Annotated in this window: 21 protein-coding genes; 13 read left to right on the plus strand and 8 right to left on the minus strand. The window is 55.8% G+C overall.

Going from position 1 to position 25,284, the window contains the following annotated elements; genetic code table 11:
* Positions 1 to 65: 65 nt before the first annotated feature.
* Complete coding sequence (locus tag ACKC9G_RS03925; RefSeq protein ID WP_411403633.1) at positions 66 to 596, minus strand: NUDIX hydrolase; 531 nt, start codon at positions 594 to 596, stop codon at positions 66 to 68.
* A 215-nt stretch (positions 597 to 811) separates the two neighbouring features.
* Between ACKC9G_RS03925 and ACKC9G_RS03930 the strand changes: the two genes are divergently transcribed.
* Positions 812 to 1,405 carry a CoA pyrophosphatase gene (locus tag ACKC9G_RS03930; protein WP_411403634.1) on the plus strand — a complete coding sequence of 198 codons (594 nt, stop codon included), beginning with the start codon at positions 812 to 814 and terminating at the stop codon, positions 1,403 to 1,405.
* On the opposite strand, the gene yidD is transcribed toward ACKC9G_RS03930, so the two are convergent.
* Positions 1,317 to 1,718 (minus strand): membrane protein insertion efficiency factor YidD, encoded by a 402-nt coding sequence (gene yidD / locus ACKC9G_RS03935; RefSeq protein ID WP_411403635.1) that lies wholly within the window; start codon positions 1,716 to 1,718, stop codon positions 1,317 to 1,319. The genes ACKC9G_RS03930 and yidD overlap by 89 nt on opposite strands.
* Positions 1,719 to 1,846: 128 nt before the next feature.
* Here yidD and ACKC9G_RS03940 point away from each other — a divergent pair, with 128 nt between their 5' ends.
* The gene (locus ACKC9G_RS03940; RefSeq protein WP_411403636.1) at positions 1,847 to 2,443 is read left to right on the plus strand and encodes a gamma-glutamylcyclotransferase family protein; all 597 of its coding nucleotides are present in this window, start codon (positions 1,847 to 1,849) and stop codon (positions 2,441 to 2,443) included.
* A 22-nt stretch (positions 2,444 to 2,465) separates the two neighbouring features.
* On the opposite strand, the gene ACKC9G_RS03945 is transcribed toward ACKC9G_RS03940, so the two are convergent.
* Positions 2,466 to 2,888: a hypothetical protein gene (locus ACKC9G_RS03945; protein WP_411403637.1), complete on the minus strand. Its 423-nt coding sequence runs from the start codon at positions 2,886 to 2,888 to the stop codon at positions 2,466 to 2,468.
* Positions 2,889 to 2,938: 50 nt separating this feature from the next.
* Complete coding sequence (locus ACKC9G_RS03950; protein WP_411403638.1) at positions 2,939 to 3,835, minus strand: LysR family transcriptional regulator; 897 nt, start codon at positions 3,833 to 3,835, stop codon at positions 2,939 to 2,941.
* 140 nt (positions 3,836 to 3,975) lie between these two features.
* Between ACKC9G_RS03950 and ACKC9G_RS03955 the strand changes: the two genes are divergently transcribed.
* Entirely contained in the window at positions 3,976 to 4,539 is a 564-nt protein-coding gene (locus ACKC9G_RS03955) for a YceI family protein (protein ID WP_411403639.1), read from the plus strand.
* 33 nt (positions 4,540 to 4,572) lie between these two features.
* Positions 4,573 to 5,367 carry a hypothetical protein gene (locus tag ACKC9G_RS03960; RefSeq protein ID WP_411403640.1) on the plus strand — a complete coding sequence of 265 codons (795 nt, stop codon included), beginning with the start codon at positions 4,573 to 4,575 and terminating at the stop codon, positions 5,365 to 5,367.
* Between the two features lie 75 nt (positions 5,368 to 5,442).
* Here ACKC9G_RS03960 and ACKC9G_RS03965 read toward each other — a convergent pair whose 3' ends face one another.
* Together ACKC9G_RS03965 and putP are read right to left on the minus strand one after the other, a co-directional pair.
* Positions 5,443 to 6,807: an NAD(P)/FAD-dependent oxidoreductase gene (locus tag ACKC9G_RS03965; RefSeq protein WP_411403641.1), complete on the minus strand. Its 1,365-nt coding sequence runs from the start codon at positions 6,805 to 6,807 to the stop codon at positions 5,443 to 5,445.
* A gap of 562 nt (positions 6,808 to 7,369) precedes the next feature.
* Entirely contained in the window at positions 7,370 to 8,848 is a 1,479-nt protein-coding gene (gene putP / locus ACKC9G_RS03970; RefSeq protein WP_411403642.1) for a sodium/proline symporter PutP, read from the minus strand.
* Between the two features lie 276 nt (positions 8,849 to 9,124).
* Between putP and ACKC9G_RS03975 the strand changes: the two genes are divergently transcribed.
* From ACKC9G_RS03975 to ACKC9G_RS04000, 6 genes are all read left to right on the plus strand, one after another.
* The gene (locus tag ACKC9G_RS03975) at positions 9,125 to 11,218 is read left to right on the plus strand and encodes an FAD-dependent oxidoreductase (RefSeq protein WP_411403643.1); all 2,094 of its coding nucleotides are present in this window, start codon (positions 9,125 to 9,127) and stop codon (positions 11,216 to 11,218) included.
* A 127-nt stretch (positions 11,219 to 11,345) separates the two neighbouring features.
* On the plus strand, positions 11,346 to 13,202 hold the full coding sequence (locus tag ACKC9G_RS03980) for a cation:proton antiporter (RefSeq protein ID WP_411403644.1): 1,857 nt from the start codon (positions 11,346 to 11,348) through the stop codon (positions 13,200 to 13,202).
* 105 nt (positions 13,203 to 13,307) lie between these two features.
* Positions 13,308 to 13,838, plus strand: coding sequence for a hypothetical protein (locus ACKC9G_RS03985; RefSeq protein ID WP_411403645.1), 531 nt, complete (start codon positions 13,308 to 13,310; stop codon positions 13,836 to 13,838).
* A 361-nt stretch (positions 13,839 to 14,199) separates the two neighbouring features.
* The gene (locus tag ACKC9G_RS03990) at positions 14,200 to 15,564 is read left to right on the plus strand and encodes an HD-GYP domain-containing protein (RefSeq protein ID WP_411403646.1); all 1,365 of its coding nucleotides are present in this window, start codon (positions 14,200 to 14,202) and stop codon (positions 15,562 to 15,564) included.
* A 136-nt stretch (positions 15,565 to 15,700) separates the two neighbouring features.
* The gene (pncB, locus tag ACKC9G_RS03995; RefSeq protein WP_411403647.1) at positions 15,701 to 16,909 is read left to right on the plus strand and encodes a nicotinate phosphoribosyltransferase; all 1,209 of its coding nucleotides are present in this window, start codon (positions 15,701 to 15,703) and stop codon (positions 16,907 to 16,909) included.
* Between the two features lie 177 nt (positions 16,910 to 17,086).
* On the plus strand, positions 17,087 to 19,045 hold the full coding sequence (locus ACKC9G_RS04000) for a methyl-accepting chemotaxis protein (protein ID WP_411403648.1): 1,959 nt from the start codon (positions 17,087 to 17,089) through the stop codon (positions 19,043 to 19,045).
* A gap of 149 nt (positions 19,046 to 19,194) precedes the next feature.
* Here ACKC9G_RS04000 and ACKC9G_RS04005 read toward each other — a convergent pair whose 3' ends face one another.
* Together ACKC9G_RS04005 and ACKC9G_RS04010 are read right to left on the minus strand one after the other, a co-directional pair.
* A complete protein-coding gene (locus ACKC9G_RS04005) occupies positions 19,195 to 19,884 on the minus strand; it encodes a TetR/AcrR family transcriptional regulator (RefSeq protein ID WP_411403649.1) in 690 nt (229 codons plus the stop codon).
* 226 nt (positions 19,885 to 20,110) lie between these two features.
* The gene (locus tag ACKC9G_RS04010) at positions 20,111 to 21,037 is read right to left on the minus strand and encodes a LysR family transcriptional regulator (RefSeq protein WP_411403650.1); all 927 of its coding nucleotides are present in this window, start codon (positions 21,035 to 21,037) and stop codon (positions 20,111 to 20,113) included.
* Positions 21,038 to 21,278: 241 nt separating this feature from the next.
* Here ACKC9G_RS04010 and ACKC9G_RS04015 point away from each other — a divergent pair, with 241 nt between their 5' ends.
* From ACKC9G_RS04015 to ACKC9G_RS04025, 3 genes are all read left to right on the plus strand, one after another.
* Positions 21,279 to 23,216 (plus strand): ligand-gated channel protein, encoded by a 1,938-nt coding sequence (locus ACKC9G_RS04015; RefSeq protein WP_411403740.1) that lies wholly within the window; start codon positions 21,279 to 21,281, stop codon positions 23,214 to 23,216.
* Between the two features lie 67 nt (positions 23,217 to 23,283).
* On the plus strand, positions 23,284 to 24,264 hold the full coding sequence (locus ACKC9G_RS04020; protein WP_411403651.1) for an ABC transporter substrate-binding protein: 981 nt from the start codon (positions 23,284 to 23,286) through the stop codon (positions 24,262 to 24,264).
* Positions 24,261 to 25,283 (plus strand): FecCD family ABC transporter permease, encoded by a 1,023-nt coding sequence (locus ACKC9G_RS04025; protein WP_411403652.1) that lies wholly within the window; start codon positions 24,261 to 24,263, stop codon positions 25,281 to 25,283. Before ACKC9G_RS04020 ends, ACKC9G_RS04025 begins: the two co-directional genes overlap by 4 nt.
* Position 25,284: the final 1 nt, after the last annotated feature.

The following is a 25,284-nucleotide window of genomic DNA, read 5'->3' on the forward strand; positions in this document are numbered from 1 at the left end:
TGGCTCAGGGGCGATCCAGGATCGCCGGGATTCGGGAAGTGCGACAGGTTAACGGGTTTTGATGATTAGTCGACGAGATCGATATGCCGAGTCGGGAAATGATTGTTGCGTCGATCGTCGAAATAATGCCGAAGGGCATTGCTGATCGTGACGAACGCCAGCTCATCCCAGGGGATTTCATCTTCACTGAAAAGCTCGACTTCTAAACTCTCAGGACCTGCGCTGAAGGTTGGTTCAATCAACTCTGCCAAATACAACATCTGCACCTGCCCGATACGCGGCAGGCTGGTAAGAGTGTATAGCTCACCTACGTTCACTTCTGCCAGTGCTTCTTCCCAGGTTTCCCGCGCTGCCGCCGCTTTGGTGGTTTCACCGTTTTCCATAAAGCCAGCAGGCAAAGTCCAATAGCCCTGACGCGGCGCAATCGCACGCTTACAGAGTAAAACCTTGTCCTGCCAGATGGGCAGAGTGCCGGCGATAATCTTGGGGTTCTGATAATGAATGGCACCGCAGGCCTTACAGAGGTAGCGGGGGCGCTCATCCCCGGCGGGGACTTCAAAGACCAAGGGGTGGGCACACTGGCTGCAGAAATTCATGGTCATACCTTGGGGCCGGAGTTCAGAAAGGCGGGGCTGTTGCCGCCAAGCCTACGCAGAAAATATCGCCAAGCATACCCAGTTATAAGCCCTGCGTCAGCGCCTCTGGCGCGGTCAGGGACACAGAGTGACGCGATTTTGTGCTGTTCATGAAGGTCAAAAGGTTCATTATGACCACATAAACAGAGATAAAAGAAAAGAATGGTAGGCCAGTGATGTGGACTGAAGTAGAACGTCGCCTGAAGCACCTGCCACGCCGGCGAATGGGGGAAGGTCGTCCGCAGGCGGGCGTGCTTATTGCTATCACCCGAAACGAATCTGAACCGCACCTGATTCTTACTCAGCGCGCCTCTACGCTCTCAACCCATGGCGGAGAGGTGGCTTTTCCCGGCGGTAAGCGCGATCCGGAAGATGACTCTCTTCTGGCAACGGCGCTGCGGGAAGCCGAGGAAGAGATTGGTTTATCTCCTGATGCTGTCACCGTGCTGGGTATCGCCAATCCGGTCATTTCGCGTTGGGGGTTACAAGTCACGCCAGTGATCGGGCTGGTGGATGCTGAGGTTCCCCTGCGTATTAATGATGCCGAAATCGCCTCGGTGTTTCGTGTGCCTCTTAGCTTCTTTATGAAAAGCCGACCGAGCCGTATTGATGAAATTGACCTGCGGGGTATTCAGGCGGCAATCCCGTGCTGGCATTACGAAGGTTATGAAATCTGGGGGCTTACGGCTTATCTGCTGGCGGAGTTTCTGAATCTGGCCTTTGATGCGAAGTTTGCGCTCTATTCAACGCCATCGAATCACCAGAAGTGAGGCCTTCCCGGGGCTCCGCATCCGGTGTCCCGGGAACGGGATCCCAGCCGTGGGATCGCGCAAAAGGGTGGCAACGAAGCAGACGCCGCAGGGTAAGATAGCCACCCTTGAGGAAACCATGATATTGAAAAGCCTCGATGGCGTATTCCGAGCAGGTCGGCATGTAACGGCAGTTATTGCCAAGCAGCGGGCTGATCAGCCACTGATACAGCTTCAGCAGGCCCAGACTTAGCCCTATCAGCCAGCGGGATAGCCTCCCATGAGCACGCGGAACGGGATTCGCTTTTTGCTGCTGGGGATCAGGCCTGCACATCGTTACTTTTCTCTGCCACTATGCTCTCTGTCACTATTGTCTCTTTCACCGTCTGCAGCGCGAGTGGAGCAATATCTGTCTCGCTGCACTTATCCATGATGCCAACGATTAGACTGCCTGTTTTGCCTATGAATGATCAAAGCTTGAACTCCGCCTCATCGACTGACCACTTCTGGTACTTCGGTTATGGCTCACTGGTCAACGACCGCACCCGCCCAGCCGATACGGTAGCTCAGGCTTATGAACTCCAGGGCTGGCGCCGACGCTGGAGTCACCGGGTGTTTACCGCTGAAGGTCAGGGGCACACCTCATTAACCGTTCATGCTGATGATAGCTGCAGCATTCTGGGTGTATTGGTGCAGTCGCCCAAAGTGCATCTTCCTGCGCTGGATGAACGGGAGGTGGGCTACCATCGCTATGGGCTGGCGTGTGCTTCGGCGTTTCTGGGAGCGGATGCATTTCTTTATCACTCGACCCCGGACTATTTTCTGCCTGCGGATGAAGCCTTCCCTATTTTGCAGTCTTACCTGGATGTGGTGCTTTCAGGTTATTTGCTGCATTACGGTGAAGAGGCCGCCATAGCGTTTATCCAGACCACGGATGGCTGGGATCTGCCCATTCTCAATGATCGCGCTGCGCCGGTGTATCCGCGTGCCGTTGCTCTCAATGAGGAAACGCTGGCGCATCTTGACCAACTGCTGGCTGAGTACGCCGGGCGAGCGTAATCCTTTACCTCGATGATAATGATTATTGGCCGAGGCGCTGACGAAGCGCATTAAATCTCGCCCGCTTTTCCTCTTCGCTGCCTGGCGCTGGCTCCATGGGGAGAATTGGGTCGCGTTCGGGAACGATCGGTGCCGAAGCGCCCGCCGGGCGTTGTGGCACTTGCGCCTGGCTTGCCGGTTTAGCCCCGGCCTGTGCTTCGGTATTGGCGGGTGCCAGAGCGGCAATCGCTGCCTGTTCTTCTTCTGACCACTCCGTTTCATAGAGCGCAGCCGTTAGTACCTGAAGTGCCGACTGCGCCTCTTCGTGATCAGCCTCACTGAGCTGCTGACCTTGCGCGGTCAGCTTCTTCTCAATAGCCATTGTGGCTTTAGCCACTTTGACCGGATCGGGGCGAGGGCCCAGAGAGTCGACCCATTGCTGGGCATCATGGGCGTTGAGCGCCATGGTACTGCTCCTGATAAAGGGTTTTAAATGTTGCGGGTCTGCTTACAGGCTCACAACGCCCATGGCGTGTGATCCTTAAAAAACCTGGCCAGAAAATCCACAAAACGGGTGATTTTCGGCGGTACGTGCGCCCGATGCAAATAAAGCGCATAAATGCCGAGCGGCGGCCGTTCAATCGAGGTCAGGATCGGTTGTAAACGCTTCTCTCGAATATAGGGCGCGGCGAGAAACATCGGTTTGGAGATGATGCCCTGTCCAAGAGCGGCGGCTTCGCAAAGCGCCCGGCCGTTATTGCAGGAAAAGCGGCTGGTGGGTAATGCACGAAGACGTTCATCTTCTCCGGCTGGCAGAAATTTGATGTCAGTGAGGAGATAGTGCAGCACCTGATGATGTGCCAGATCTTCCGGGGTTTTGGGTTCGCCGTGCTTTTTCAGATACTCCGGCGAGGCGAGATAGGCGCGTTCTGACTGTGCCAGCCGTTTGGCTACCAGACTTGAATCTTTCAGGTCGCCGATACGAATGGCGACATCCATTCCGCGTTCAATCAGGTTGAGGCGTTCATCACTCAGATGCAGCTCGATGCTCACGTCCGGATAGGCATTCTGAAAAGCGGCCACTGGCTCCATCAGGTACATGCCGCCAAAGTCCACAGGCGCTGTTACGCGAATGAGCCCCTTGGCCTTGTTACCAAATTCGCTGACAGAAGCTTCCAGCGTATTAATGTCCTGAAGTATGGGGCGACACTTCTGATAATAAGCCTGTCCGGCTTCGGTAAGCGTCACTTTACGCGTCGTGCGGTTGAGCAGTCGTACGCCAAGATGGCTTTCCAACGCACTGATTTGTTTACTGATTTGTGCTGGCGAGAGATTCATTTCCCGTGCGGCAGCCGCAAAGTTGTTGGACTCGGTAACCTTGCAGAAGCTCTGCATGGCGATCAGGAGATTCATGTTTGATTATTTCCTTTTTGGAAATGATCACTCCATCTTAGAGTGGTTAATGGCGCTAATCCATTCCCCTATACTGGTTTTCATCCTTTTTTCAAAGGTCACGTGTACCCCTTACGATCACAGGTCCCGGAGAGTTAATAATGAAAACCTTACTGTGCGCTTCTGCTCTGACTCTGGCTGCTTTTGCAGCATCTGCCCAGGCTGCTGATTACAGCGTTGATCCTGCGCACTCCAGCGTCTCTTTCACCATTGGTCACCTGGGTACCAGCGTGACTCTTGGCCAGTTCCGTAAGTTCTCCGGCGATTACAGCCTGGATGAAACCAACCCGGCGGCATCCAGCGTCAAGCTGACTATTGACAGCGCCAGTGTTGATACCAACTACGAGCCACGTGACAAGCACCTGTCCAGCCCCGACTTTCTGGATGTAAAACAGTTCCCTGAAATTACTTTCACCAGCACGGCGTATGAAGGCACTGCGGATGCGGGCAAACTGACTGGCGATATGACCCTGCACGGCGTTACCAAACCTGTGTCCTTCGATGTGAAAAAGATTGGTGAAGGCAAGGATCCCTGGGGCGGCTACCGCTCCGGCTTTGTAGCTACCACCACCATCAAGCGCTCTGAGTTCGGTATCACCAATTTCATTCCAGGTGTCACCGATGAGACTGATCTGACCGTGCGCATCGAAGGCGTTCGCAAGTAATCACGCTTGAGAGCAACCTAAGCAGGAGGTGTTATGTACGGAGAATCCTCAGGGATCTTTGCACTGTTAATTCCGGTGATTGTCTGGCCGTTGCTGGTCGCTGTGCCACTGGGCGCCGTGCTCTATCTCTGGCGACCCCGGCTGGCACCTTTTGCCATCGCCGCTGGCATGATGATGGCGATTGTCGGTCTGCATGGCAGTTGGCAGCCAGTGCCTCGTCAGGCGCTGGACTGGATGTTTTGGGCGGTCCTGCTGCCACCACTGGCATCGCTGATCAGGCCAATGCAGCCTTTGGCTCAGGCCCTGGCGTCGGTGTTGGGGCTGGCTGTTGTTGGCTGGGTTTTGTGGGCGCGGATGCCATTCTCGCATCAGCTGCTCTGGCTGGTGTGTGCGCTGGCCTACGCCATCCTGATGCAGCTGGCCTGGGACAAGACCGGTAAGGCGCGCTTTAACGAACTGGGATTGATGCTGAGCAGTGCATTGTTGGCAGTCGCAACGGCGCTGGGAGGCTCTATCCTGATTGGTCAGGTGATTGGTGCACTAACGGCGATCACCGTTGCCCTGATGTTCCTGCCGATTCTGCGTGGCAATGCGCCGGTACTCAGTGCTCCGCTGCTGGCCGTATCGCTTTCCGTGCTGCTGATGCTGGCGGGCTATGCCTATGCCTTTGTGGATGTGCCTTTGCTGGCTATCAGTGGGGCTGTGGTGTTACCGATGCTGGCGACATCTCAGCGCAGTAAACCCTTGCTGGCGATTATCCTTCTGGCCATCGGATTAGGCTTAATGGCCTGGCAATTGTGGCCGCAGAGTAATGCCTACGGCTATTGATCAGAACGCTTTCCTCATTAAAAAGCCCTGCATCTGCAGGGCTTTTTTTGTGGTCTGCATGACCTGGAAAGCGTCTTAATGCAGTTTCAGGCGCGGGCGAATCACTTTATGAATGCGGTCCACAATGGCTTTGAGTACGGTGCTTGGTAAACCATGCAGTGCCATCTGATGCATACGGTAGAGGGAAATATAGGCAAAGCGTGCTAAGTGGCCTTCGATAAAGAAGCTGCCCGAGGTCAGATTGCCCATCAGGTTGCCGACGGTTTTGAAACGGCTGAGTGATACCAGCGAGCCATGATCCTTGTAATGGAAGGCTTTCAGCTCCTTGCCTTCCAGCTGGCGAATCAGATTCTCTGCCACCAGTGACGCCATCTGGTGAGCGGCCTGAGCACGAGGAGGAACCCATTTGTTTTCACCCATCGGGCAACCGGCACAGTCACCAATCGCATAGATACGATGGTCGCGCGTGGTGTGCAGGGTGGACTCTGTCACCAGTTGATTGAGCTTGTTGGTCTCAAGCCCATCCAGTTCCTTGAGAAAGACCGGCGCCTTGATGCCCGCAGCCCAAACAGCGATATCGGCTTTGATCAGACCGTCTTCCTTGGTCATCAGTCCTTCTTTACTGGCTTCGGTGATCATGGTCGCGGTACGAACATCCACTCCCAGCTTGGTGAGTTCCTTGTGTGCGGATTGGCTGATTCGCTCTGACAGGGCGGGCAGAATCCGCGGTCCGGCTTCCACCAGCGTAATGTTGATGTGGCCCGGATCAATGCCCTGAAAGCCAAAGCTTTCCACTGAACCTGCCGCATTTCGAAGTTCCGCAGCCAGTTCAACGCCGGTGGCACCTGCTCCGACGATGGCAATATTGAGATCCTGTAACTGGTCTTCCGATGCTTGCTGCACCGACAGGCGCAGGAAATGGTTGAGAAGACGCTGGCGAAAGCGCTCAGCTTGCTCGCGGCTGTCGAGAAAACTGCAATGGCGGCTGACGCCGGGAGTGCCAAAATCATTACTCTGACTGCCAAGCGCCATGACCAGATAGTCATAGTGCAGTTTGCGGGCAGGAACCACTGTATCGCCATCACTGTCGAGCACTGGCGCAAGGGTCAAATGCCTTTCCTCCCGGCTAAGAGCGGTCATGGCACCCAGCTGGAAGTGAAAGTGATGTTTGGCGGCGTGGCCCCGATAGCTGACCTCATCGATACCCGAGTCCAGCGCGCCGGTTGCCACCTCATGCAGCAGCGGTTTCCAGATGTGGGACTGGCTTCGGTCCACCAGGGTAATGTTGGCTTTCTTTTTTCGGCCGAGTTTTTTACCAAGATGCGTAGCCAGTTCAAGGCCCCCGGCTCCTCCGCCAACAATGACGATATGCGGCAAGTTTGCATCGTGAGGGAGCGTCACGGGTAGGGTGGCGTTATCCAGCGGTGTGTCTGTGGTCATGGACAATATCCTGTAAAGGTAAAGAAGAATTCTGATGGCGGCGCTGGCAGTTCACTCGGTCTGCTTGCGCATTGCTGTCTGCTTTCGGTGGAAAATCAGGGAGCTTCATCTGCAAAGCGGCTGCGCAAGTGCGCTGGAGCAGGGCTCTACTTGAGAGGTTGTGACTCACTCGGTTGTTTTCTTTTCGTATTCATGGCGTCACCTTCGCAGCCTGGATACAACTATAGGATTAGTCTGCGGTTATCGCGGTAGGAATCAAACCTTTGTTGTGACGAAAGCCGGCTCATGCAGCATCAGCGTATTAGACTTTGTAGTTATTTTACCTTCTTTTGTGGTTGTTATGGGTTTTGAGGTGTTGCTTATTGCGTAATGTTTAATACAATGGATCCCGTTCGAGTCTGATGCAGTAATAAAAGGCACATCCCATACGGGGTGTGCCTTTTTTCTTTTCTGTCAGGCAAATATGAAAAAGCCCACGGCGGTCTTGGCTCATGGGCTCTGGATTTCCTTTTAAAATGAAAGCTCAGGTCTTCTTCGGCTTTCTTTCCTTGCTTTCCTTTCTTTAATTATCTTCCCGGGCTTTGGCCTCCGCGTGGCGGGTGAAAGCCTCTGGCGCCTGTGTCAGCAGACTGACAACAAAGATGGCAATGGTGGCCAGAATAAAGCCCGGAATAATTTCGTAGAGATCAAAAATCCCTCCGTCGAGATGTTTCCAGATCACCACGGTGATACCGCCGACAAGAATGCCGGAAAGTGCACCGGAGCGAGTCATACGGCGCCAGTAAAGGGACAACAGCACTGTCGGCCCGAAAGCCGCGCCGAAGCCTGCCCAGGCGTAGGCCACCAGTTGCAGGACACTGGTTTCCGAGTTCAGCGCCAGCAGAACCGCGAAAAAGGCCAATACCGCCACGGATAAACGTCCCACCAGAATCAGCTCTTTTGCAGAGGCCTTGGGGCGTACAAAGGGGCGGTAAACGTCCTCGGCGATGATCGATGCTGAGGCCAGTAATTGGGAGTCTGCAGTCGACATGATCGCGGCCAGTACAGCGGTAAGCAGCATGCCGGTCAGCAAGGGAGAAAATTGCATGTGGGTGAGTTCAATAAAGACGGTTTCCACATCTTTCGGGCTGGTATCGAGATAGCTCTGGGCAACCCAGCCTGTGAGCAGAGCGCAGGAAAGCACAATGAAGGTCCAGCTCACGGCAATACGGCGTGCGGTGGCTACCTGACGGTCATCCCGGATGGCTTTAAAGCGGGCAAGAATATGGGGCTGGCCAAAATAACCCAGGCCCCAGGCCAGGAGGGAGATAATGGTCAGAGCGCTTAACGGGTTGCCCTGCGCATCGGTCCACATATCGAGCATGGCCGGTGAGCGATCCTGCATGGCCAGTGTCACTTCGTGCCAGCCGCCGACATCGCCCATGGCATGCAGGCTGACCAGTGCCAGCGCAAAAGCGATCATCAATGCCTGAACCACATCCGTCCAGCTGACCGCCAGAAAGCCGCCGAGGAAAACGTAAATCACAATAACAATCGCGCCGAGGCAGACGGCCCAGGTGTAGCTGATATCAAAAACCGCTTCGAAGAGTTTGCCCTGAGCGACCAGCCCCGCGCTGACATAAAAAAGAAAGAAGAAGAGGGTGAAGAGCGAGGAGGCGACGCGCAGGCGATTGGATCCATCCCGGAAGCGGTTGCTGAAGTAGGTGGGCAGTGTCAGGGCGTCATCGGCGACGGCGGAGTAAACACGCAAACGGCGAGCGACCAGTAACCAGTTCAGCCAGGTGCCGACCAGCAGGCCGATCACAATCCAGGTGGCTTCAAAGCCGGCAATCAGGGCGTAGCCCGGCAATCCCAGCATCAGCCAGCCACTCATATCGGAGGCTCCGGCCGAGACCGCTACCGGAAAAGGCCCAAGACGACGGCCGCCCAGGGCATAGTCCGAGAGACTTTTCATGCGGCGATAGGCCAGAAAGCCAATGGCCAGCATCAGGCCCAGATACACCACAAAGGCGATGGCGGTGGTCATTGTGTCTTGAGGCATCGTCATCCCTCCCTTATAAACCGGTCCGTTATGCGGGGGCATTATCCTGTTTCAGCGACGGTTGGCTACCATCCTGTCGTACTTTGTGCACCGCATTATGCTGTGTCTGTTTCTTCACTATAGTGTAAGGAGCTGTCGTGGGTGAACCTGCGGTCTCAGGCAGGCAGAAGTTCGTTTTGAGGTATGACAGCTGGCAAAGGGCCGTTATCATGCACTGTTTAGACCGTGCTGGAAGGGAGTCCTGTCGGTGAAGTCTGTTATGTGGAGAGTATGGGCATGAGATCAGCGCGGCCGTTGCTGGTGCTGCTGTTTATTATTCTGAGCGTGATGTTGTGGCGCTTTGATCTGGTGTCCTATCTGGATGCCCAGACGATTCTGGATAAAGCCGAGTCCTGGCAGTCTCTGATTAGTGACTATCCCCTGCGTACCGGCATCTTATTTTTTCTCACTTATACCCTGTGCGTGAGTTTCTCCCTGCCGGGCAGCTGGTTACTGGTGATTGCCGCCGGGGCCATGTTCGGTTTGTACTGGGGGATCGCCCTGACTATTTCAGCGGCGGCGACCGGCGCGATGTTCGCCGCTGCAATGGTGCGCTATATCGGGCGACACTGGCTGGAGAGCTGGTTTGCGCGTCCTCTTGGGCGGGTGGATGACTTCATCAGCCGTGAAGGTGATGTTCTGCTTTTCGCCCTGCGTATGATGCCCTTTATTCCGTCGGCTACAGTGAGCTGGCTGTTTGGCCTGACGGCCATGCCGCTTTGGCGGTTCTTCTGGATCACTCTGATCGGAACCCTGCCACCTTCATTATTACTGGTGAAGACCGGCGTTAGCCTGCAGGCCGATTACAGCCTGTCGCCTCTGCCGGGCACACCCGCGATTCTTTTCCTGACGCTGATCGGCTGGATTCCATTGCTGGCCAGACTCTGTCTTGGCTGGTTTATGCACCTGCGACATATCCGTACCTGGGATCAGCCGGAGAATTTTGACTTTAATCTGGCGATCATCGGTGCGGGAACTGCCGGTATGGCTGCGGCAGATGCGGCGGTGGCAGCCGGGGCACGTGTTGTGGTGATTGACCCTCTGTCCAGTGTGCCTGGTATGCCGCAACAAATGCGGGCACTGGAGGGCTTCAAACGCGCCGCGCTTCGGGCCGCAGAGATTCGTAGCAATATTCGTCAGGGGCTGATTCCTCAGGAAAGCCTGAATATATCCCGTTGCCTTGAACTCGCGCGCCAGACCGAAATGGTGATGGGAGAGGTTCCTTCGGTGAATCGCTGCCAGCACCTGAGCGGCAATGTGACCTTGACCACACCGTGGCAGATGACGGTTGGAGAACAAAGCATCAGCACCCGTGCGTTGATACTGGCGACCGGCGCGCTGGCGCATATGCCGGTTATTCATGGTCTTGCTGAAGCTGACCCGGTGACTCCTCACGAGCTCTGGCAGCAGCCGCATTTACCGGCTTCGGTATTGCTGCTGGGCGGCGGTGCCACAGGCTGTGAGCTGGCTCAAGCGCTGGCGATGCTGGGGGTGCAGGTGGTGCTGGTCGAGCAGCAGTCCCAGTTGTTGCCAGAAGAAGACCTTGATGTGTCAGCACGTGTTTCTGCCCAGCTATTGGCGCAAGGGGTGCGCGTCCATACCCATGTCGATATTCGCTTTATTCAGAAGAATGAGCAGGGCATCGCTGCAGAAATGACCACTCAGGACGGTCGTTTCCTGACGCTGACCGCACTGGAACAGGTGATTGTTGCCTGTGGCTTTGATGGTCAGGTGGAAGGGTTGGGCCTGGAGGCGCTGGGTGTACACCTTGATGAGCGCAACCGTATCGTGACTGACAGCGCTTTGCATACGCGCTTTAGTCATATTCTGGCCTGCGGAGCGGTTCATGCTTCTCCTGATAGCCTGCCACTGGCGCGCCAGCAAGGCGAAATGGCGGCGCGTAATGCCCTCTTTGGGCTCTTTAGTCGCTCGCGGCTGGAGCCTAAGCACTGGGTGTCACGCATTGATGTTGGCCCCATGGTGGCTCGTGCCGGGCTGACTGAGCACCAGGCGCGTGCACGCAAACTGCGGTTTGAGGTGAAGTGGCAAACGCTGGAGCCGGATCAGGGGCAGGTTTATCAACAGGCATTGCAGGTCAAATTGCTGCTTGTGGCCGGTAAGAATCAGCTATTGGGAGCTGTCGTCGTGGGGGCAGGCGCGGATCAGGTGATCGAGCGCTACGCACTGATGATTGTGCACGGTGTCGCGTTAACGGCACTGGAGTTGCAACCCGGACGTCACCGGCGCGCGTCTCAGAGCCAGATCAGCGAAGAAGAACACGGGCTGACAACCCTGGCTCAGCGCTTTCATCTCTGGCGGCGCGGTGACTGATGGACGTCGATACAGGCCGTCAACACTGCGTGGCAGCAGTAATTGCCCACAGGGTATTGTCAAATGCCGGTCCAGAGTATCCAATCGTCCACTGTTTGCTATGGAACCCGTCTGAAGAGTGCTTTCTATGCTCCTGAACGAAGAGGCCACCCTCGCGCTAATTGCGCTGGCGGGGCTGGGCTGCCAATGGATCGCCTGGCGTATCAAATTACCGGCCATTTTACTGCTGTTGCTTTGCGGTATCGTGCTTGGTCCTGTGGGCGGCGTGATTCACCCCGAAGTGCTATTCGGTGATCTGCTTTTCCCGCTGGTCTCTCTGGCAGTGGCTATCATTCTTTTTGAAGGCAGTCTGACGCTGCACTTTAATCAGCTTCGCGATATCAGCAAGGTCGTCAGGCGGCTGGTGAGTCTCGGCGCCATTATTACCTGGGTGGTGATTGCTGCGGCCTCTCACTGGCTGATCGCTTTGCACTGGGACATGTCCTTCCTCTTTGGCGCGCTGGTCGTAGTCACCGGGCCGACCGTGATTGTGCCCATGCTGCGTACTATTCGTGTGTCTGCTCGCATCGGCAATGTACTGCGCTGGGAAGGGATCGTTATTGACCCTATTGGTGCGCTGCTCGCCGTTCTGGTGTTTGAGTGGATTATTTCCAGTAATGCCGGTACGGGCGCTTTCAGCCATGCCGCCTGGCTTTTTGCCAAAGTGGTTTTTGTCGGCGGCTTTACCGGCGCTGCTGCCGGTTATGCGCTGGGCGTCGTGCTTCGCCGCCACTGGTTGCCGGAATACCTGCAGGCGCTGGGGACTTTGGCCTCTGTGCTGGCCGTCTTTACCCTGGCCAATACGCTGGTGCACGAGTCCGGGCTGCTGGCCGTAACCATCATGGGCATGTGGCTGGCCAATATGAAAGGGGTGGAAACCGAGGATATTCTTTCCTTTAAGGAAAACCTCACCCTCATGCTGATCTCCGCGCTCTTTATCATTCTTGCCGCGCGACTGGATCTGGAGCAGTTATGGCAGCTGGGGATGCCTGCGCTGGCGTTACTGGCGGTCATCATGTTCATCGCCCGACCGCTGGCGGTATGGGCCTCTACCCTTGGCAGTGATCTCACTAAGCGGGAGCGGGCGATGATTGCCTGGATCGGCCCAAGAGGTATCGTCGCGGCGGCCGTGTCATCCCTTTTTGCCTTGCGCCTCGAGCAAAATGGGCTGGAGGATGCCGATATCCTGTCCACACTGACCTTTGCCATCATCATTGGCACGGTCGTGTTCCAAAGCGCGACGGCACGCCCCATCGCCCGTTATCTTGGCGTGGCAGACCCGGAGCCGAATGGCTTTATCTTCATTGGCGCTAACCGTGTGGCGCGTGAGCTGGCAAAAATTTTCCAGCAAAACAAGCTGCCGGTGCTGCTTGTCGACCCGAGCTGGGAAAACATTCGTGATGCCCGTATGGCGGGACTTCGTACCTTCCATGGTAATCCGCTGTCTCGTCATGCGGATACCTATCTGGATCTGGTGGGTTATGGCCGCTTGCTGGCGCTCTCGCCCCAACGAGAGCTGAATGTGCTGGCCAGTTTGCGTTACCGCCCGGAGTTTGGCCGTCGCAACATCTTTGCACTCCAGACCTCAAAAGATACCCGCTCTTCACAGAAGCAGGTGATCTCGGCGGACTATCAGGGGCGTTATCTGGGGAGCTGGGAAGGCGATGAGGCTCTGACTTTCAGCAAGTTCTCCAGCCTGCTGTCTCAGGGAGCGCGCCTGCGTACCACTAAACTCTCGGAGGACTTTGCCTTCGAGCAGTGGTGGAAGCAGCACAGCAGCAGCCGTTATCTGCTGTTTGCGATTTCACCCAAAGGGCAGGTGGAGATTTTCTCTAACGAGTCCAATCCACAGCCTAAGGCTAACTGGATTCTGATCTCGCTGGATGTGGAAGTGGAAACCGAAGCAGACAAGGCGCAGAAAACGGTGGAGCGATCGGCATCTTGAGCCAGAACCCGTTAAGCGATCAATAATTATCCAGCGTCAGTGGCAGTGATTATTACGGAAAGATAATCAGGCCGCTGACGACACATCATTCCCAGGGAGGGGAGTATGAAGTTCATGTCTTTAACGGCTGCACATCGGCTGTTGCCTCATTTATGTCGTTCCCGTCTTCGTATTGTTACTCTGCCGGGTGCCCTGAGCCTGGCGGTTCTGATGACTGCGCCAGCACAGGCTGAGGGGATTTACTTCTGTCTGGTGGGAGGGGTGAAAACCTTCAGCGATCATCCCTGTGGCAAGGTCGAGGCGGTATTACCAGAAGCTGTACAGCCCAATGTGGTGGAGAACCTCACACCGGTGCCCGCATCAGCCACCGCCGAGTCTCCTTCTGTCAGCGTTTCCCGTACCTCATCTTCCTACCGAACGGCGCCGAGTGCTCAGGGGTATTCTGATCTTGAACTGCGCCATCTGGCCGAGTTTAACCGTGTAGAGGTCGGCATGACGCCTGATCTGGTTGAGCGTGCCTGGGGAGAGCCTGACAAAATCTCCGGTAGCCGCTGGTATTGGTACCGAATGGATCAGCGTATCCGGCGGCAGGTGCTCTTCAGCCATAACCGGGTGAGCTGGCGCAAGACGTACTAAGCCGTCTTTATCTGACCTGATGGCATGCAATGATATATTAGATGTCTTGAATGTCACTTTAGGCATGAATGCAAAGCATTGATATTTATAGCCTTTTTTTCACTAAAGAAAAGAGGCGCAATAAGGATCCGGCCTGTCGCGATTAGCATTAGAACTTTGTTGTCTCAATTGGTTGCAACGCGATATGTTCTTACAACACTGCATTTGATCAGAGGAACGTTCAGATGCAGACATGCTGGCAATCACCCCGTTTTCAGTTGATCAATGGATTCTCCATCACTGAAAGGCGTGGCTGACCACTGCCGACGAAGTTCGCTTTTATTGACCCCCGTGTTGATTCTGTTGCTATCAGAGAAGTGATATGTCATCAGCGTTTGATTACCGGCCCAATAAAGTCGACGCCTACGTTAATCACTTGGCCGAAGTGAATAAGACGAACAACGTGGTCGCGACCGCAGATCTGTATAACGAGCAGGGGGTTCTGCTCGCGCGTAAGGGTACGGCGATCAATGCGCGTACGGCAGAGCGCCTGATCCGGCATAAGCTCAATCAGCCTCTGGAGCAAGTGATTGCCCTGGAGTCCTCTCTTGATAGCAATCAGCTTATCGCTGATATCGAAGCCCAATGCCATCAGTGGCAGGACCTTGATGCCCTGAGCAAGTCGCTGGATCGCAAGCTGCTAAAACAGGCGGCTCACGCCTACCTAAAATACCCTGTGCTGGTGCAAAAGGTGACGGTACTGAAAGACCGTCTGCCGGATCAGTACGCCAAGTCCCTGTTCTGTGCCTGGTTTGGGCTGGCGATCGCCGACAAACTCTGCATGTCCGATATGCTGCCGGAAGATGTGTTTATTGCTGGTCTGGTGCATGACGTCGGCATGCTGCATATCGATCCGGAAATCGTGAATAAACAGGGTGAATATACCGCCGAGGAATGGCGCGCCATTCAGTGTCACGTCCTGGTGGGCAAGTTATTTCTGGAAACGGTGGATGGGCTGGATAATGCCGTTCCCCGCGCCGTGGCCGAGCACCACGAACGTTGCGATGGCTCGGGTTATCCTTTTGCACGCATTGGTGAAGAGCTCAGTTCCGGCGGTCAGGTGGTGGCAATGGCCGACATGCTTTATGCCATGCGAACGTCATCCCGCGGCGCCGCACGCGATGTGCTGATGCTGTTACCGGTATTGCAGGTGAATGACTTTGGATACCACGCCGATGTCTATGATGCCACCCGAGGGCTGATTCGTAACTGCGATATGGAGAAAGTGCGACTCTTCCCGCAGGATGAAAAACTGCTCGAACGGCTGCCCCAGCTCTGCTATCAGACTGAAACCCTGCGACGTTACAGCCTGTCTGTTGGTTATTTCCGTAAGCACCTACCCAAGCCTTTGCCTCGTGGAAAGCAGCTGCGTTGCCTTTCGGCGATTGCCGCCGGTCTTGATTCCCAGATGGTGCGGTCAGGAATGAATACGGACTCGGTGACCCGCTGGGTAACACATGTCCACGAGGAAAAACTCAGCCATGCCTATGAGGAAATGGAAGAGTACATTCTGATGTGTGATGAGCTGGTCTGGCGTTTTCGAGAGTTCCGCCGCCGTCTGAAAATTGCCCAGAATGAAGTCTCAGGTGAGGTGGAAAAACTGCTGGAAAAAGTCGATATGGCCTTTAACGCCAGCAATGCCGTAGTGCAGAACGCGGCACAGGAAGATCTTGCCAAGTCAGCCTGATAACCCTTCCTGTCAGTTCTTATTCTCCCCGGGGTGCCTCTGTCATCCAGAACCGGACTGTCCATAAGCCCTGCCTGACATTCGCCTGCCTTCACGGGTACACTGGCCTTTTGGTGAACGGCCAGGGAGTATTCCGGTGTCTCAGTCCGCAGTTGCAGCCTCTACCTTCTCATCGCAGATCATCCAGAATCTGCTGGATACCGATTTCTACAAGCTCACCATGATGCAGGCGGTACTGCATAACTACCCTAACGCTGAAGTGGAGTGGGAATTTCGCTGCCGTACCGATGAGGATCTTTCGCCCTATGTGGATGAGATCCGCGAAGAAATCCACAAACTCTCGGAGCTTTGTATTTCCGCTGAAGAGCTGGGTTTTATGGCCGCGATCCGCTTCATTACCCCGGACTTTATTCGCTTCCTGCGCCTGTTCCGTTTTAATTCTGATTACGTCACTGTCGGGGTTGAGCAGGGCCAGCTGGTCGTTCGGCTAAAAGGCCCATGGTTGCACGTTATTCTTTTTGAAGTGCCGATTCTGGCGACGATCAGCGAGGTGCGAAACCGCAATCGGTATCCGGATACACTGATAGCTGACGCACGGGAGCAGCTTTACCGAAAGTTTGACTGGCTAAAACAGCAGGCCAGTACCGAGGAATTGGCAGGCTTCAAGATTGCCGATTTTGGTACGCGCCGTCGTTTCTCCTATGCCGTTCAGGCAGAAATCGTACGCTGCATGAAGACCGACTTCCCCGGTCATTTTGTCGGCACCAGTAATGTCCATTTGGCGCGAACCCTGGATGTGATGCCCCTTGGCACCATGGCCCACGAATGGCTGATGGCGCACCAGCAATTGGGCCCGCGGCTGATTGACAGCCAGAAAGCCGCGCTGGATTGCTGGGTGCGTGAATACCGAGGCTTACTGGGCATTGCCCTGACCGACTGCATCACCATGGATGCTTTCCTCGCCGATTTTGACCTCTACTTTGCCAAGCTGTTTGATGGCCTGCGCCATGACTCGGGAGACCCGCTGGCATGGGGCGAGAAAGCCATTCGTCATTATGAGTCTCTGGGTATTGATCCTAAAACCAAGACACTGACCTTCTCAGATGGGCTGACTTTACCTAAAGCGTTGGATATCTATCGGGCGCTTCGTGACCGCATTGATGTCAGTTTTGGTATCGGCACTCACTTCACATGCGATATTCCCGGCGTGGAACCCATGAATATCGTGCTCAAAATGGTCTCCTGCAATGGTCAGCCGGTAGCGAAAATCTCTGATACACCGGGGAAAATCCAGTGCCTAGACCCCAGTTTTGTGGATTACCTGCGGCATGTCTTCAAGGTGTGAATGCTTTAATAAGCGAACATGATTCGCATCTGATTTGACAGGGCTCCGGCTGACTTCTACATCTACATAAAGCGATGGCTGTGTGACGCATCGTTTATTTCTATGATCAGTCAGCCCTCTTCAGCCAGTCGGAACGGCCTGTGTGGGTTGCTGATGATCTGCCGGGGTCCCTTGCCTATGAAACTGGTGCACAAGCTTCTGCTGTTGATCGTTCCTGCGATCATCTGCCTGGTGTTATTTGCCGGCCGCCTGATTTACGAGAACTACGAAACCCTCAGTGATGCCTCCACGGTGATGTCCTCCATTGAACTTGCGGCCAGTAACAGTGAACTGGTGCATGAGCTGCAGAAATCCCGGGGCATGTCCGCCGGTTTTCTCGGATCGAAAGGGGAGTCTTTCGAAAAAGAGCTCGAAAAACAGCGTGCCGCTGTTGATGCGGCCATTGCTCGCATGAATGACTACCTGCAAAACAACCCGCCAAAAATACCCATCCTTGCCCGCCAGATGGAGCAAATTCAGGCGAAACTCGCTGAGTTGCCTGCGGTGCGTCAGCAGGTGGAAGACCAGAAAATCAGCGTTGCAGAAGCGGTCAGTTATTACTCATCAATCAACCGCCTGTTGATTCAGTCCATTGTGCAGACAGCGCGTCATGCGCCCACGGTAGAGCTGAGTGTCTCCATGATTTCCATGTCGAATTTGGTCGAGCTAAAAGAGTTGGCCGGACTGGAGCGTGCGACCTTAAGTAATGTTTTTGGCGCCAAAGCCATGTCGCCCCAGAATCTGGCGAAGTTCACCCGGCTGACCAGTGGTCAGGACTTTTACGCGCAAGACTTTATGACCACGGCCTCGCCTGAGTTCCAAGAGAAATTTGACGCTCTTGGCAAGCAGGGCTTCATGAGCGAGATAATGGCGTTTCGAAAGGCCGCGGTGGACGGCAATCTTGATCAGGACCCTACCCAGTGGTTTGCCAAGAGTACCGAACGTATCAATGCGCTGAAGGAGCTTGAGGATGCCCTGAACCGCAGCCTGATCGAGGAAGTGCACCGCGTGCATCGCGCTCAGGTTGTCTCTCTGGTGACCTATGTGGCGCTGACAATGGTGGCACTGATCATCGTTGTACTTATCGCGCTCTGGACGATTCGCAGTGTCAAAAGGCAGATGACCAATCTGGCGCTTACCATGGAAAAGCTCTCGGAGCAGAAGGACCTGCGAGTGAGCTCAGACGTTATGTCAGCGGACGAGATGGGGCAAATCGCACAACAGCTAAACCGGGTGATTCAGTCCTTTCACCAGGCCATTCAGCTGATCGGACAGGGCAGTAGCCAGATTGCTGCGGCTTCTGAACAAACCAGTGTCACGCTGGATAGCACGCGTATGCATCTGGAGCATCAGGCACAGGAAACCCAGACGGTGACGTCCTCTATTGAGCAGATGGTGGAGACCGTGCGGGAGATTACCGGCAATGCCACGGCCACGTCGGATGCGACTCGTGCGGCAGATGCAAGAGTGACCGAAAGCCGGCGCCTGAGTATTGAAGTGCGTGAGTCCATTGCCCAGGCTGTCCAGCAAATCAACGAAGCCACCACCTCGATTCATGCTCTGAGTGAGCGTTCTACGCAGATTGTGCAGATTGTTGATGTGATCAAAAGCATTGCCGAGCAGACTAACTTGTTGGCTTTGAACGCGGCTATTGAAGCGGCGCGTGCCGGTGAGCAGGGCAGGGGGTTTGCGGTGGTGGCGGATGAAGTCCGATCTCTGGCGCAGCGCACTCAAAGTTCCACCGGTGAAATCGAAAGCATGATTCTTGGTTTTCGTCAGGATTCTGACAAGGCCATTCAGGACTTCGAGCAGTCGAAGCAACGGGTGGATTCCGCCGTGCAGATTACTGAAAACGTGGCTAACAACCTGCAGCAACTGAAAGACGGTATTGCTGATATTAATTCGCGTGCCATTCAGATTGCGGCGGCGACCGAAGAGCAGGCTGCAGTGAGTGAGGAAATCCGTGGCGCCATGTTCCGGGTGCGTGAGGCTTCCGTGCATACGGAAGAGGAAGGGCGGCAAATCAGTCAGGCGGCGGCAGAGCTCAGCCAACTAGCCAGTGAGCTGCAGCAACTGGCGGGGCAATTTAAAACCTGAGCAGGCAGGGTGTTCAGGCTCTCAGCAATAGAGTCAGAGGCACTCCGCGCTAGGATCAAAATCACCTGGTGATAAAAATGCTCAGCAATAAATAAAAAAGCCGGGAATCTTCCCGGCTTTTTTATGTTCAGACTTGGTGTGAGCCCGATTTATTCCGCACTGACCGGCTGGTAGGGCGCGCGCCACATATGAACGACCAGCGGAATCACGTAGTTGATTAGCTCGTCAAAGTCCCGCGGATTACACAGGCCCTTGGAAATCTGAATGATGCGATACGGCATCGCTGAGGACTGGGTGGAGATACTCAGCATGCAGTGGTAGCGCCAGAGCACGTCCTTTTCGGCCATGTCCGGGAATACCTGCCGGAAGGCATCGACAAAGCGCGAATGCTGGGTGTTGAAGTGTCGGCGTACCTGATCACTGACTCCGCTGTGCTGCTCACCAATGAGCTTGTTGCGTACTTTGACGTAGTTCATCCAGCCCGGATCGGAAGTGCGGGACGGGTCGAAGTATGGCAAATACAGCGCCATGACCAAGTCTTCCAGCTGAATCTCGGGCTTGGCCAGGGCCTCATCAAGCATGACCAAACGGGCCTGAGTAATGCTTTCTGCGCGGCGCTCAAGCACGGCGTTCAGCAGGTCTTCCCGGGTGCCGAAATGATAGTGAATGGAGGCGACATTGACGCCTGCCACTGCCATGATCCGCCGCATGGAGGCATTCAGCCCCTCGTTGGCGAAGGTGGCTTCGGCCGCATCCAGAATGGAATCGCGGGTTTCGATACCGCGTTTTCGCTGGCGACGACGGACAGTACCCTTGGCGTTATCCTGCTGTTCCGACATGGTGATCCGTTTGGCTGATGGAGGATTCAGAGCCTCAGGCTCAGGCGCTGTCATCAAGACAGGCAAGTATCCTGTCAGCTTTCTCCCTGCATTTCATCTGGTCTTTAGTGGTGTGTTGCTGTGTAAAAGGCCAGAGCACAAGGTGTTAGTGTACCCAAGCCCGGGCTTAAGTCCCAAGGGCATCCACTCTTTTACCTGAAGACCCTTCACCGTTGTTGGTGATGGCTTAGCTGGCTTTTGCCAGTGCCGGCGACCGGCTGCGCCATCCTTCAGGGACGTGCTGGCGGACAAAATGCACAAAGGTTTGCAGCCGTCGGGACAGGTGACCGTATGGGTAAAGCAGATAAACCCCAAGCTCCGGCCCTTGCCACTCTGGCAGACAGGGCACGATGGCATCGGGATGATGCAGGTTGCGTTTCTCCACCAGCCAATGAGGCATCAGGCCGATGCCGCTACCGCGCTGAATGGCATCACTTTGCAGAATCTGCCGATCCACCCGAAGACGTGAAGAGGAGCCGGTGACGTGATAACGGCCTTCGACCGGATGAGTCAGTTCAATGCCCTGGGCTGCGCTACCCAGGAGATCAACCCAGGCATGTCGTGCCAGTTCACAGGGGTGGGTGGGGTGGCCTTGCTGGGCCAGATATTCCGGCTGGCCATACAGCCCTTGAGTAATGCGCCCAAGCAGCTCGGTTTTCAGTGTGGTTGAGGGCGCATCGCCCAGCCAGATGTGAACCCCGCCCGTGAGTTCCGGGCCGGGGGCTTGTAACTGGGTGTTCAGCGTCGCCTGTACGCTGGGGTGCTGTTCCAGAAAGTGGGTCACCAATGGGGTGAACCAGGAGCGCAGCAGTGTCTCATGGCAATGCAGTTCCAGCTCGCCACTGACCTCTTCCTTTAGCTCTTCCAACGCCGCCTGACCATTGGCCGCCAGTGCCAGAATCTCCCGACTGTAGCGATAGAACACCAGCCCGGCTTCGGTCGGAATCAGGCGGTTGGACTCCCGCCGCAGCAGGTTCTGGTTTAGCTGCTCCTCCAGATTTTTCAACCGGCGACTGAGGGTCGACTTCGGCAGGTTCAACTCCCGCGCACTGCTGGTGAGGCTGCCGTTACGGATGATGTTGGCAAAGGCTTCCAGTTCTTTCAGGTCGAACACGATTCCCTCCTGTGTTCCGGAAAATGGAACAGGGTGTCCAACTCTATCACCTGCTAAACGCAAATGCGAAATATTATCATTGGCAATCAATGGTAACGCTAACCAGACGACGGCGCGAAAGCGCATGTGGGCAACAGGCCCGGCAGCGCACTTTGTAATGGAGAAAGCAATGCGTATTCAGACAAGTCGACTACTGGCTTCAGGTTCACTTCAGGTCATCGCGGGCCTGGGGCTGGGACTGATGTCAGGAGCGGGAATGGCAGAAGAAAGCACCCTTGAGGACAGCTTCTTAGAAGACAGTCTTACGCTCGATACCCTGGTGATCACCGCTTCGGGTTACGAGCAGGAAGAGACGGATGCCCCCGCTTCGATTAGCGTGATTAGCAGCGAAGATCTGGAAAACCATTCCTACACCGACCTGACCGATGCCCTGCGTGATGTTCCTGGTCTTGTGGTGACGGGCGGTGGCGGTGGTGATAACGGGGTGGATATCAGCCTTCGCGGGATGTCCTCCAGCTACACCCTGTTGCTGGTTGATGGCAAACGTGTCGCCAGCCGTGAAACCCGGCCTAACGGCAGCGCCGGTTTTGAAACGGATTGGCTGCCGCCACTGGATGCCATTGAGCGTATCGAGGTGGTGCGCGGGCCGATGTCGACGCTGTATGGCTCTGATGCCATGGGTGGGGTGATCAATGTCATCACCAAGAAAGTGCAGAACGAATGGCACGGCAATATTCAGCAGGAAATCACCCTGCAGCAGCACAGCAGGTTTGGTAACGAGCGCCAGACGTCTTTCAATCTGTCCGGTCCCATCATCGAGGATAAGCTGGGCTTGCAATTGTATGGCCGTTACTTTAACCGTTCCGAAGATAACGTGCTGAACGGTCAGGAAGATAAGGCACTGCAAAACATTAACGGCAAGCTCAGCTTCACGCCCAATGAGAATAACGACTTCGTGTTTGAGGCAGGCGCGACCAGCCAGGAGCGTGAAGGCAACATGGGCAAGTCGCTGGCGGAAACCGGCTGTCGCGGCGGCTGTACCGACTCCGATGACAAGCATTACGAGCGCCACTTTGCGGTATCCCATACCGGGCGCTGGGATATCGGCACCACCGATACTCACCTGCAGCGAGAGATCGCCAAGAACAAAACCCGCCAGATTGAGATCACCAACACCACGGGCAAGTCGACTCTGGCGATGCCGCTGGGTGATCACATGCTCAATCTGGGGGCCAGCTTCGAGAAAGAAGAGCTGGAGGACAGCACGACCAATACCCTTTCAGACCGTACTCAGGTCGATAACACCAGTTGGGCACTGTTTGCCGAGGATGAGTGGTGGCTGCGTGAGAACTTCAGCCTGACCGGCGGCGCTCGTCTGGATAAGGATGAAAACTACGGTAACCACGTCAGCCCGCGTCTTTACGGGGTCTGGCACATGACTGATCGCTGGACGCTGAAAGGTGGTGCGGCGGTGGGTTTCCGTTCACCGAGCCTGCGTGAAGTGACTTCTGACTGGGGGCAGACCAGCCGTGGCGGTGATATCTACGGCAACCCGGATCTGAAGCCGGAGACCTCCCTGAGCAAGGAAATCAGCCTGCATTACAACGGCGATAACGGCTGGGCCGGCTCCCTGACGCTCTTCCACAATGACTTTGAAGACAAGATCACCCGTGTGGAATGCCCAGCGTCGATCTGTACTGGCGGCGCCAACAGCTATGGCAGCAACCCGACTTACCGCGTCAACGTGGATGAAGCCATCACCCGTGGGGTTGAAGCCAGCCTTGAGGGAGAGCTGACGCCCACGCTGGACTTTACCGCCAGCTACACCTTCACCGATTCCGAGCAGCTGAGCGGCGAGTACAAAGGCCAGCCCCTGACCCAGTTACCACGTCATCTGCTGTCGGTTGGTCTGGATTGGCAGGCAACGGATGACCTCAAGCCCTGGCTGCGTGTGACCTATCGCGGCAAGGAGAGTGAACCGACGACCACGCCTTCTTCCAGCACATTGGTCGCACCTTCCAGCACGCTGGTGGATGCCGGTCTGGGCTACCAGCTGACGGACAGCACCACGCTGAAAGCCGGTATCTACAACCTGCTGGATGAAGATATCAATTATGACGAATACGGCTATGTGGCCGATGGGCGTCGCCTTTGGCTTGGGCTGAACTGGTCATTCTAAAAGGCAGGGCGCGCTGACTCACCGCGCACGCCAACCGATGGATTTAACCTTTAACAGGCAGAATATGATGAATACACCAACTCGCTCGATGCTCGCTCAACCCGTCCTCAGGAAGCTGCTGCCCTGGATTGGCGGTGCCATGATGGCGCTGTCTCTGGGTGTGCAGGCCGCCACCCATGAAGTGGCCACCAAGTACGGCACCCTCAGGATTGAAGGTGAGCCCAGCCGCGTCGTTACTCTCTATGAAGGCGCGCTGGATACCGCGACTGCGCTGGGTGTGAAGGCCGTCGGTGCCGTAGCGACACGCGGTGGGGATTCCGTCGCCAGCTATATCGCGTCGCAGGTACCGGATATCAGCATTGTCGGTACAGCTCGTGAAACCAATATTGAGGCGGTGGCAGCGCTGAAGCCGGATCTGATTCTGGCGCCGGTGACCCTGAGCAAGGAGCAATACCAGCTGCTTTCTTCTATCGCTCCCACGGTGGTGCCGGATGTACAGCGTTTCGCCAAAGAGGGCTGGAAGGCTGAAGCACGGGTATTTGCGCAGGCGATGGGACGCGAGGCCGAACTGGATTCCCGCCTGAAGACGCTGGATCAGGAGGTTGCCGCCGTTAAGGCGCAGTTCACTCAGGAATTCACGGATGATGAGCGCAAAACGACGCTGATTCGCTGGATGCCTCAGGGTGCCATGGTGATGGGATCGCAACTGTTCTCTTCCAGCCTGCTGGAGCAAATGGGCTTTGCAGTGTCTGATGCAGGTCTGGTGAAGGAAGGCCGCCCGCACAGCTCCAGCCTGAGTCAGGAAAAACTCTCCATGATCGACGGCGACTGGCTGTTCCTGGCGACCCTGAATAAGGAGGGCCGCGATGCGCTGGCTACCGCTGAAAAATCTCCGGCCTTTGCCCGCCTGAATGTCGTCAAGGAGGACCGTGTTATCCCGGTGGATGGTCAGATCTGGACCAGCGCTACCGGTCCGCTGGCTGCTGAGCAAATCGTGGATACGGTGCGCAAGGCGATCACCAAGAAAGCTCAGGAAAGCGCTTCGTGAGTCAGGCTGTCGCCTCGATTCCCCGTGCTTTTTCCCCACTGCTCCCGGCGCTACTCGCGTCGGGGGCTTTGCTGTTTCTGGTGCTGCTTGCCAGTCTGCTGTGGGGCGCCGGAGATATCAGCCCCAGCGATGCGGTCAGTGCACTTTTCGGAAAAGGTTCAAGTGACGCGCACTTCGTGGTGTTCGAGCTGCGTGGGCCGCGAACTTTACTGGGGCTGCTGGTCGGGATGGCGTTGGGATGTGCCGGTGCCCTCATGCAAACGCTGGCCCGTAACCCGCTTGCGGAGCCCGGTCTGCTGGGGATCAGCGCCGGTAGCAGCTTTGCTGTGGCGGTTGCCATGTTGCTGGGCGCCAGTGCGGCCACGCTGAATGTTGGTTTTGCTCAGACAGGAGCGCTCCTTGGCTGCCTGCTGGTGTTAGCGACGGCGCGAATTCAGGGCGTGGGCAATGATCCTGTGCGGCTGGTGCTGGCGGGAGCCACGTTTAGCAGTCTGCTGATGGCACTCACGTCTTTGCTTCTTATGTTTGATGAGCGAACCGCTGATGAGATCCGCTTCTGGGTCATCGGCAGTGTCGCAGGGCGTGATCTGGCCGCCTTACGCTGGATTCTACCCTCGCTGGTGCTCGCCGCCGGTTTAACCCTGTGGATTGCAAGGCCGCTGGCCGCATTGGCGCTGGGCGAGCGAGTGGCGCAAGGGCTGGGTCATCATCCCGGGCTGGTGCGTCTTGTCACCGTTATTATCGTGGCGTTGCTGGTCGGCTCTGCGACGGCGGCGGCAGGCCCGGTGATGTTTATCGGTCTGGTCGTTCCTTTTGTGGCGCGTTCCATCGGTGGGCCCGATATTCGGCATCAACTACTTCTTTGTCTGCTCATTGGCCCGACGCTACTGATTACTGCCGATATTCTCTGCCGCTTGATTGCTGCTCCGGCGGAAATGCCATTGGGGGTCATCACTGCTGCAGTAGGGGCGCCTGTACTGCTGCTGATCGTCCGGCGTAAACGCATGCCGAGTCTTTAGG

Origin of the sequence: Pokkaliibacter sp. CJK22405 (assembly GCF_046614695.1) — a bacterium.
Lineage (GTDB): Bacteria > Pseudomonadota > Gammaproteobacteria > Pseudomonadales > Balneatricaceae > Pokkaliibacter.

What these genes read in the sequence shown, in the direction of transcription:
- ACKC9G_RS03925 (WP_411403633.1), bottom strand. Translation starts at nt 596, where the DNA reads ATGAATTTCTGCAGCCAGTGTGCCCACCCCTTGGTCTTTGAAGTCCCC.
- ACKC9G_RS03930 (WP_411403634.1), top strand. Translation starts at nt 812, where the DNA reads ATGTGGACTGAAGTAGAACGTCGCCTGAAGCACCTGCCACGCCGGCGA.
- yidD (WP_411403635.1), bottom strand. Translation starts at nt 1,718, where the DNA reads ATGTGCAGGCCTGATCCCCAGCAGCAAAAAGCGAATCCCGTTCCGCGT.
- ACKC9G_RS03940 (WP_411403636.1), top strand. Translation starts at nt 1,847, where the DNA reads ATGAATGATCAAAGCTTGAACTCCGCCTCATCGACTGACCACTTCTGG.
- ACKC9G_RS03945 (WP_411403637.1), bottom strand. Translation starts at nt 2,888, where the DNA reads ATGGCGCTCAACGCCCATGATGCCCAGCAATGGGTCGACTCTCTGGGC.
- ACKC9G_RS03950 (WP_411403638.1), bottom strand. Translation starts at nt 3,835, where the DNA reads ATGAATCTCCTGATCGCCATGCAGAGCTTCTGCAAGGTTACCGAGTCC.
- ACKC9G_RS03955 (WP_411403639.1), top strand. Translation starts at nt 3,976, where the DNA reads ATGAAAACCTTACTGTGCGCTTCTGCTCTGACTCTGGCTGCTTTTGCA.
- ACKC9G_RS03960 (WP_411403640.1), top strand. Translation starts at nt 4,573, where the DNA reads ATGTACGGAGAATCCTCAGGGATCTTTGCACTGTTAATTCCGGTGATT.
- ACKC9G_RS03965 (WP_411403641.1), bottom strand. Translation starts at nt 6,807, where the DNA reads ATGACCACAGACACACCGCTGGATAACGCCACCCTACCCGTGACGCTC.
- putP (WP_411403642.1), bottom strand. Translation starts at nt 8,848, where the DNA reads ATGCCTCAAGACACAATGACCACCGCCATCGCCTTTGTGGTGTATCTG.
- ACKC9G_RS03975 (WP_411403643.1), top strand. Translation starts at nt 9,125, where the DNA reads ATGAGATCAGCGCGGCCGTTGCTGGTGCTGCTGTTTATTATTCTGAGC.
- ACKC9G_RS03980 (WP_411403644.1), top strand. Translation starts at nt 11,346, where the DNA reads ATGCTCCTGAACGAAGAGGCCACCCTCGCGCTAATTGCGCTGGCGGGG.
- ACKC9G_RS03985 (WP_411403645.1), top strand. Translation starts at nt 13,308, where the DNA reads ATGAAGTTCATGTCTTTAACGGCTGCACATCGGCTGTTGCCTCATTTA.
- ACKC9G_RS03990 (WP_411403646.1), top strand. Translation starts at nt 14,200, where the DNA reads ATGTCATCAGCGTTTGATTACCGGCCCAATAAAGTCGACGCCTACGTT.
- ACKC9G_RS04000 (WP_411403648.1), top strand. Translation starts at nt 17,087, where the DNA reads ATGAAACTGGTGCACAAGCTTCTGCTGTTGATCGTTCCTGCGATCATC.
- ACKC9G_RS04005 (WP_411403649.1), bottom strand. Translation starts at nt 19,884, where the DNA reads ATGTCGGAACAGCAGGATAACGCCAAGGGTACTGTCCGTCGTCGCCAG.
- ACKC9G_RS04015 (WP_411403740.1), top strand. Translation starts at nt 21,279, where the DNA reads ATGTCAGGAGCGGGAATGGCAGAAGAAAGCACCCTTGAGGACAGCTTC.
- ACKC9G_RS04020 (WP_411403651.1), top strand. Translation starts at nt 23,284, where the DNA reads ATGAATACACCAACTCGCTCGATGCTCGCTCAACCCGTCCTCAGGAAG.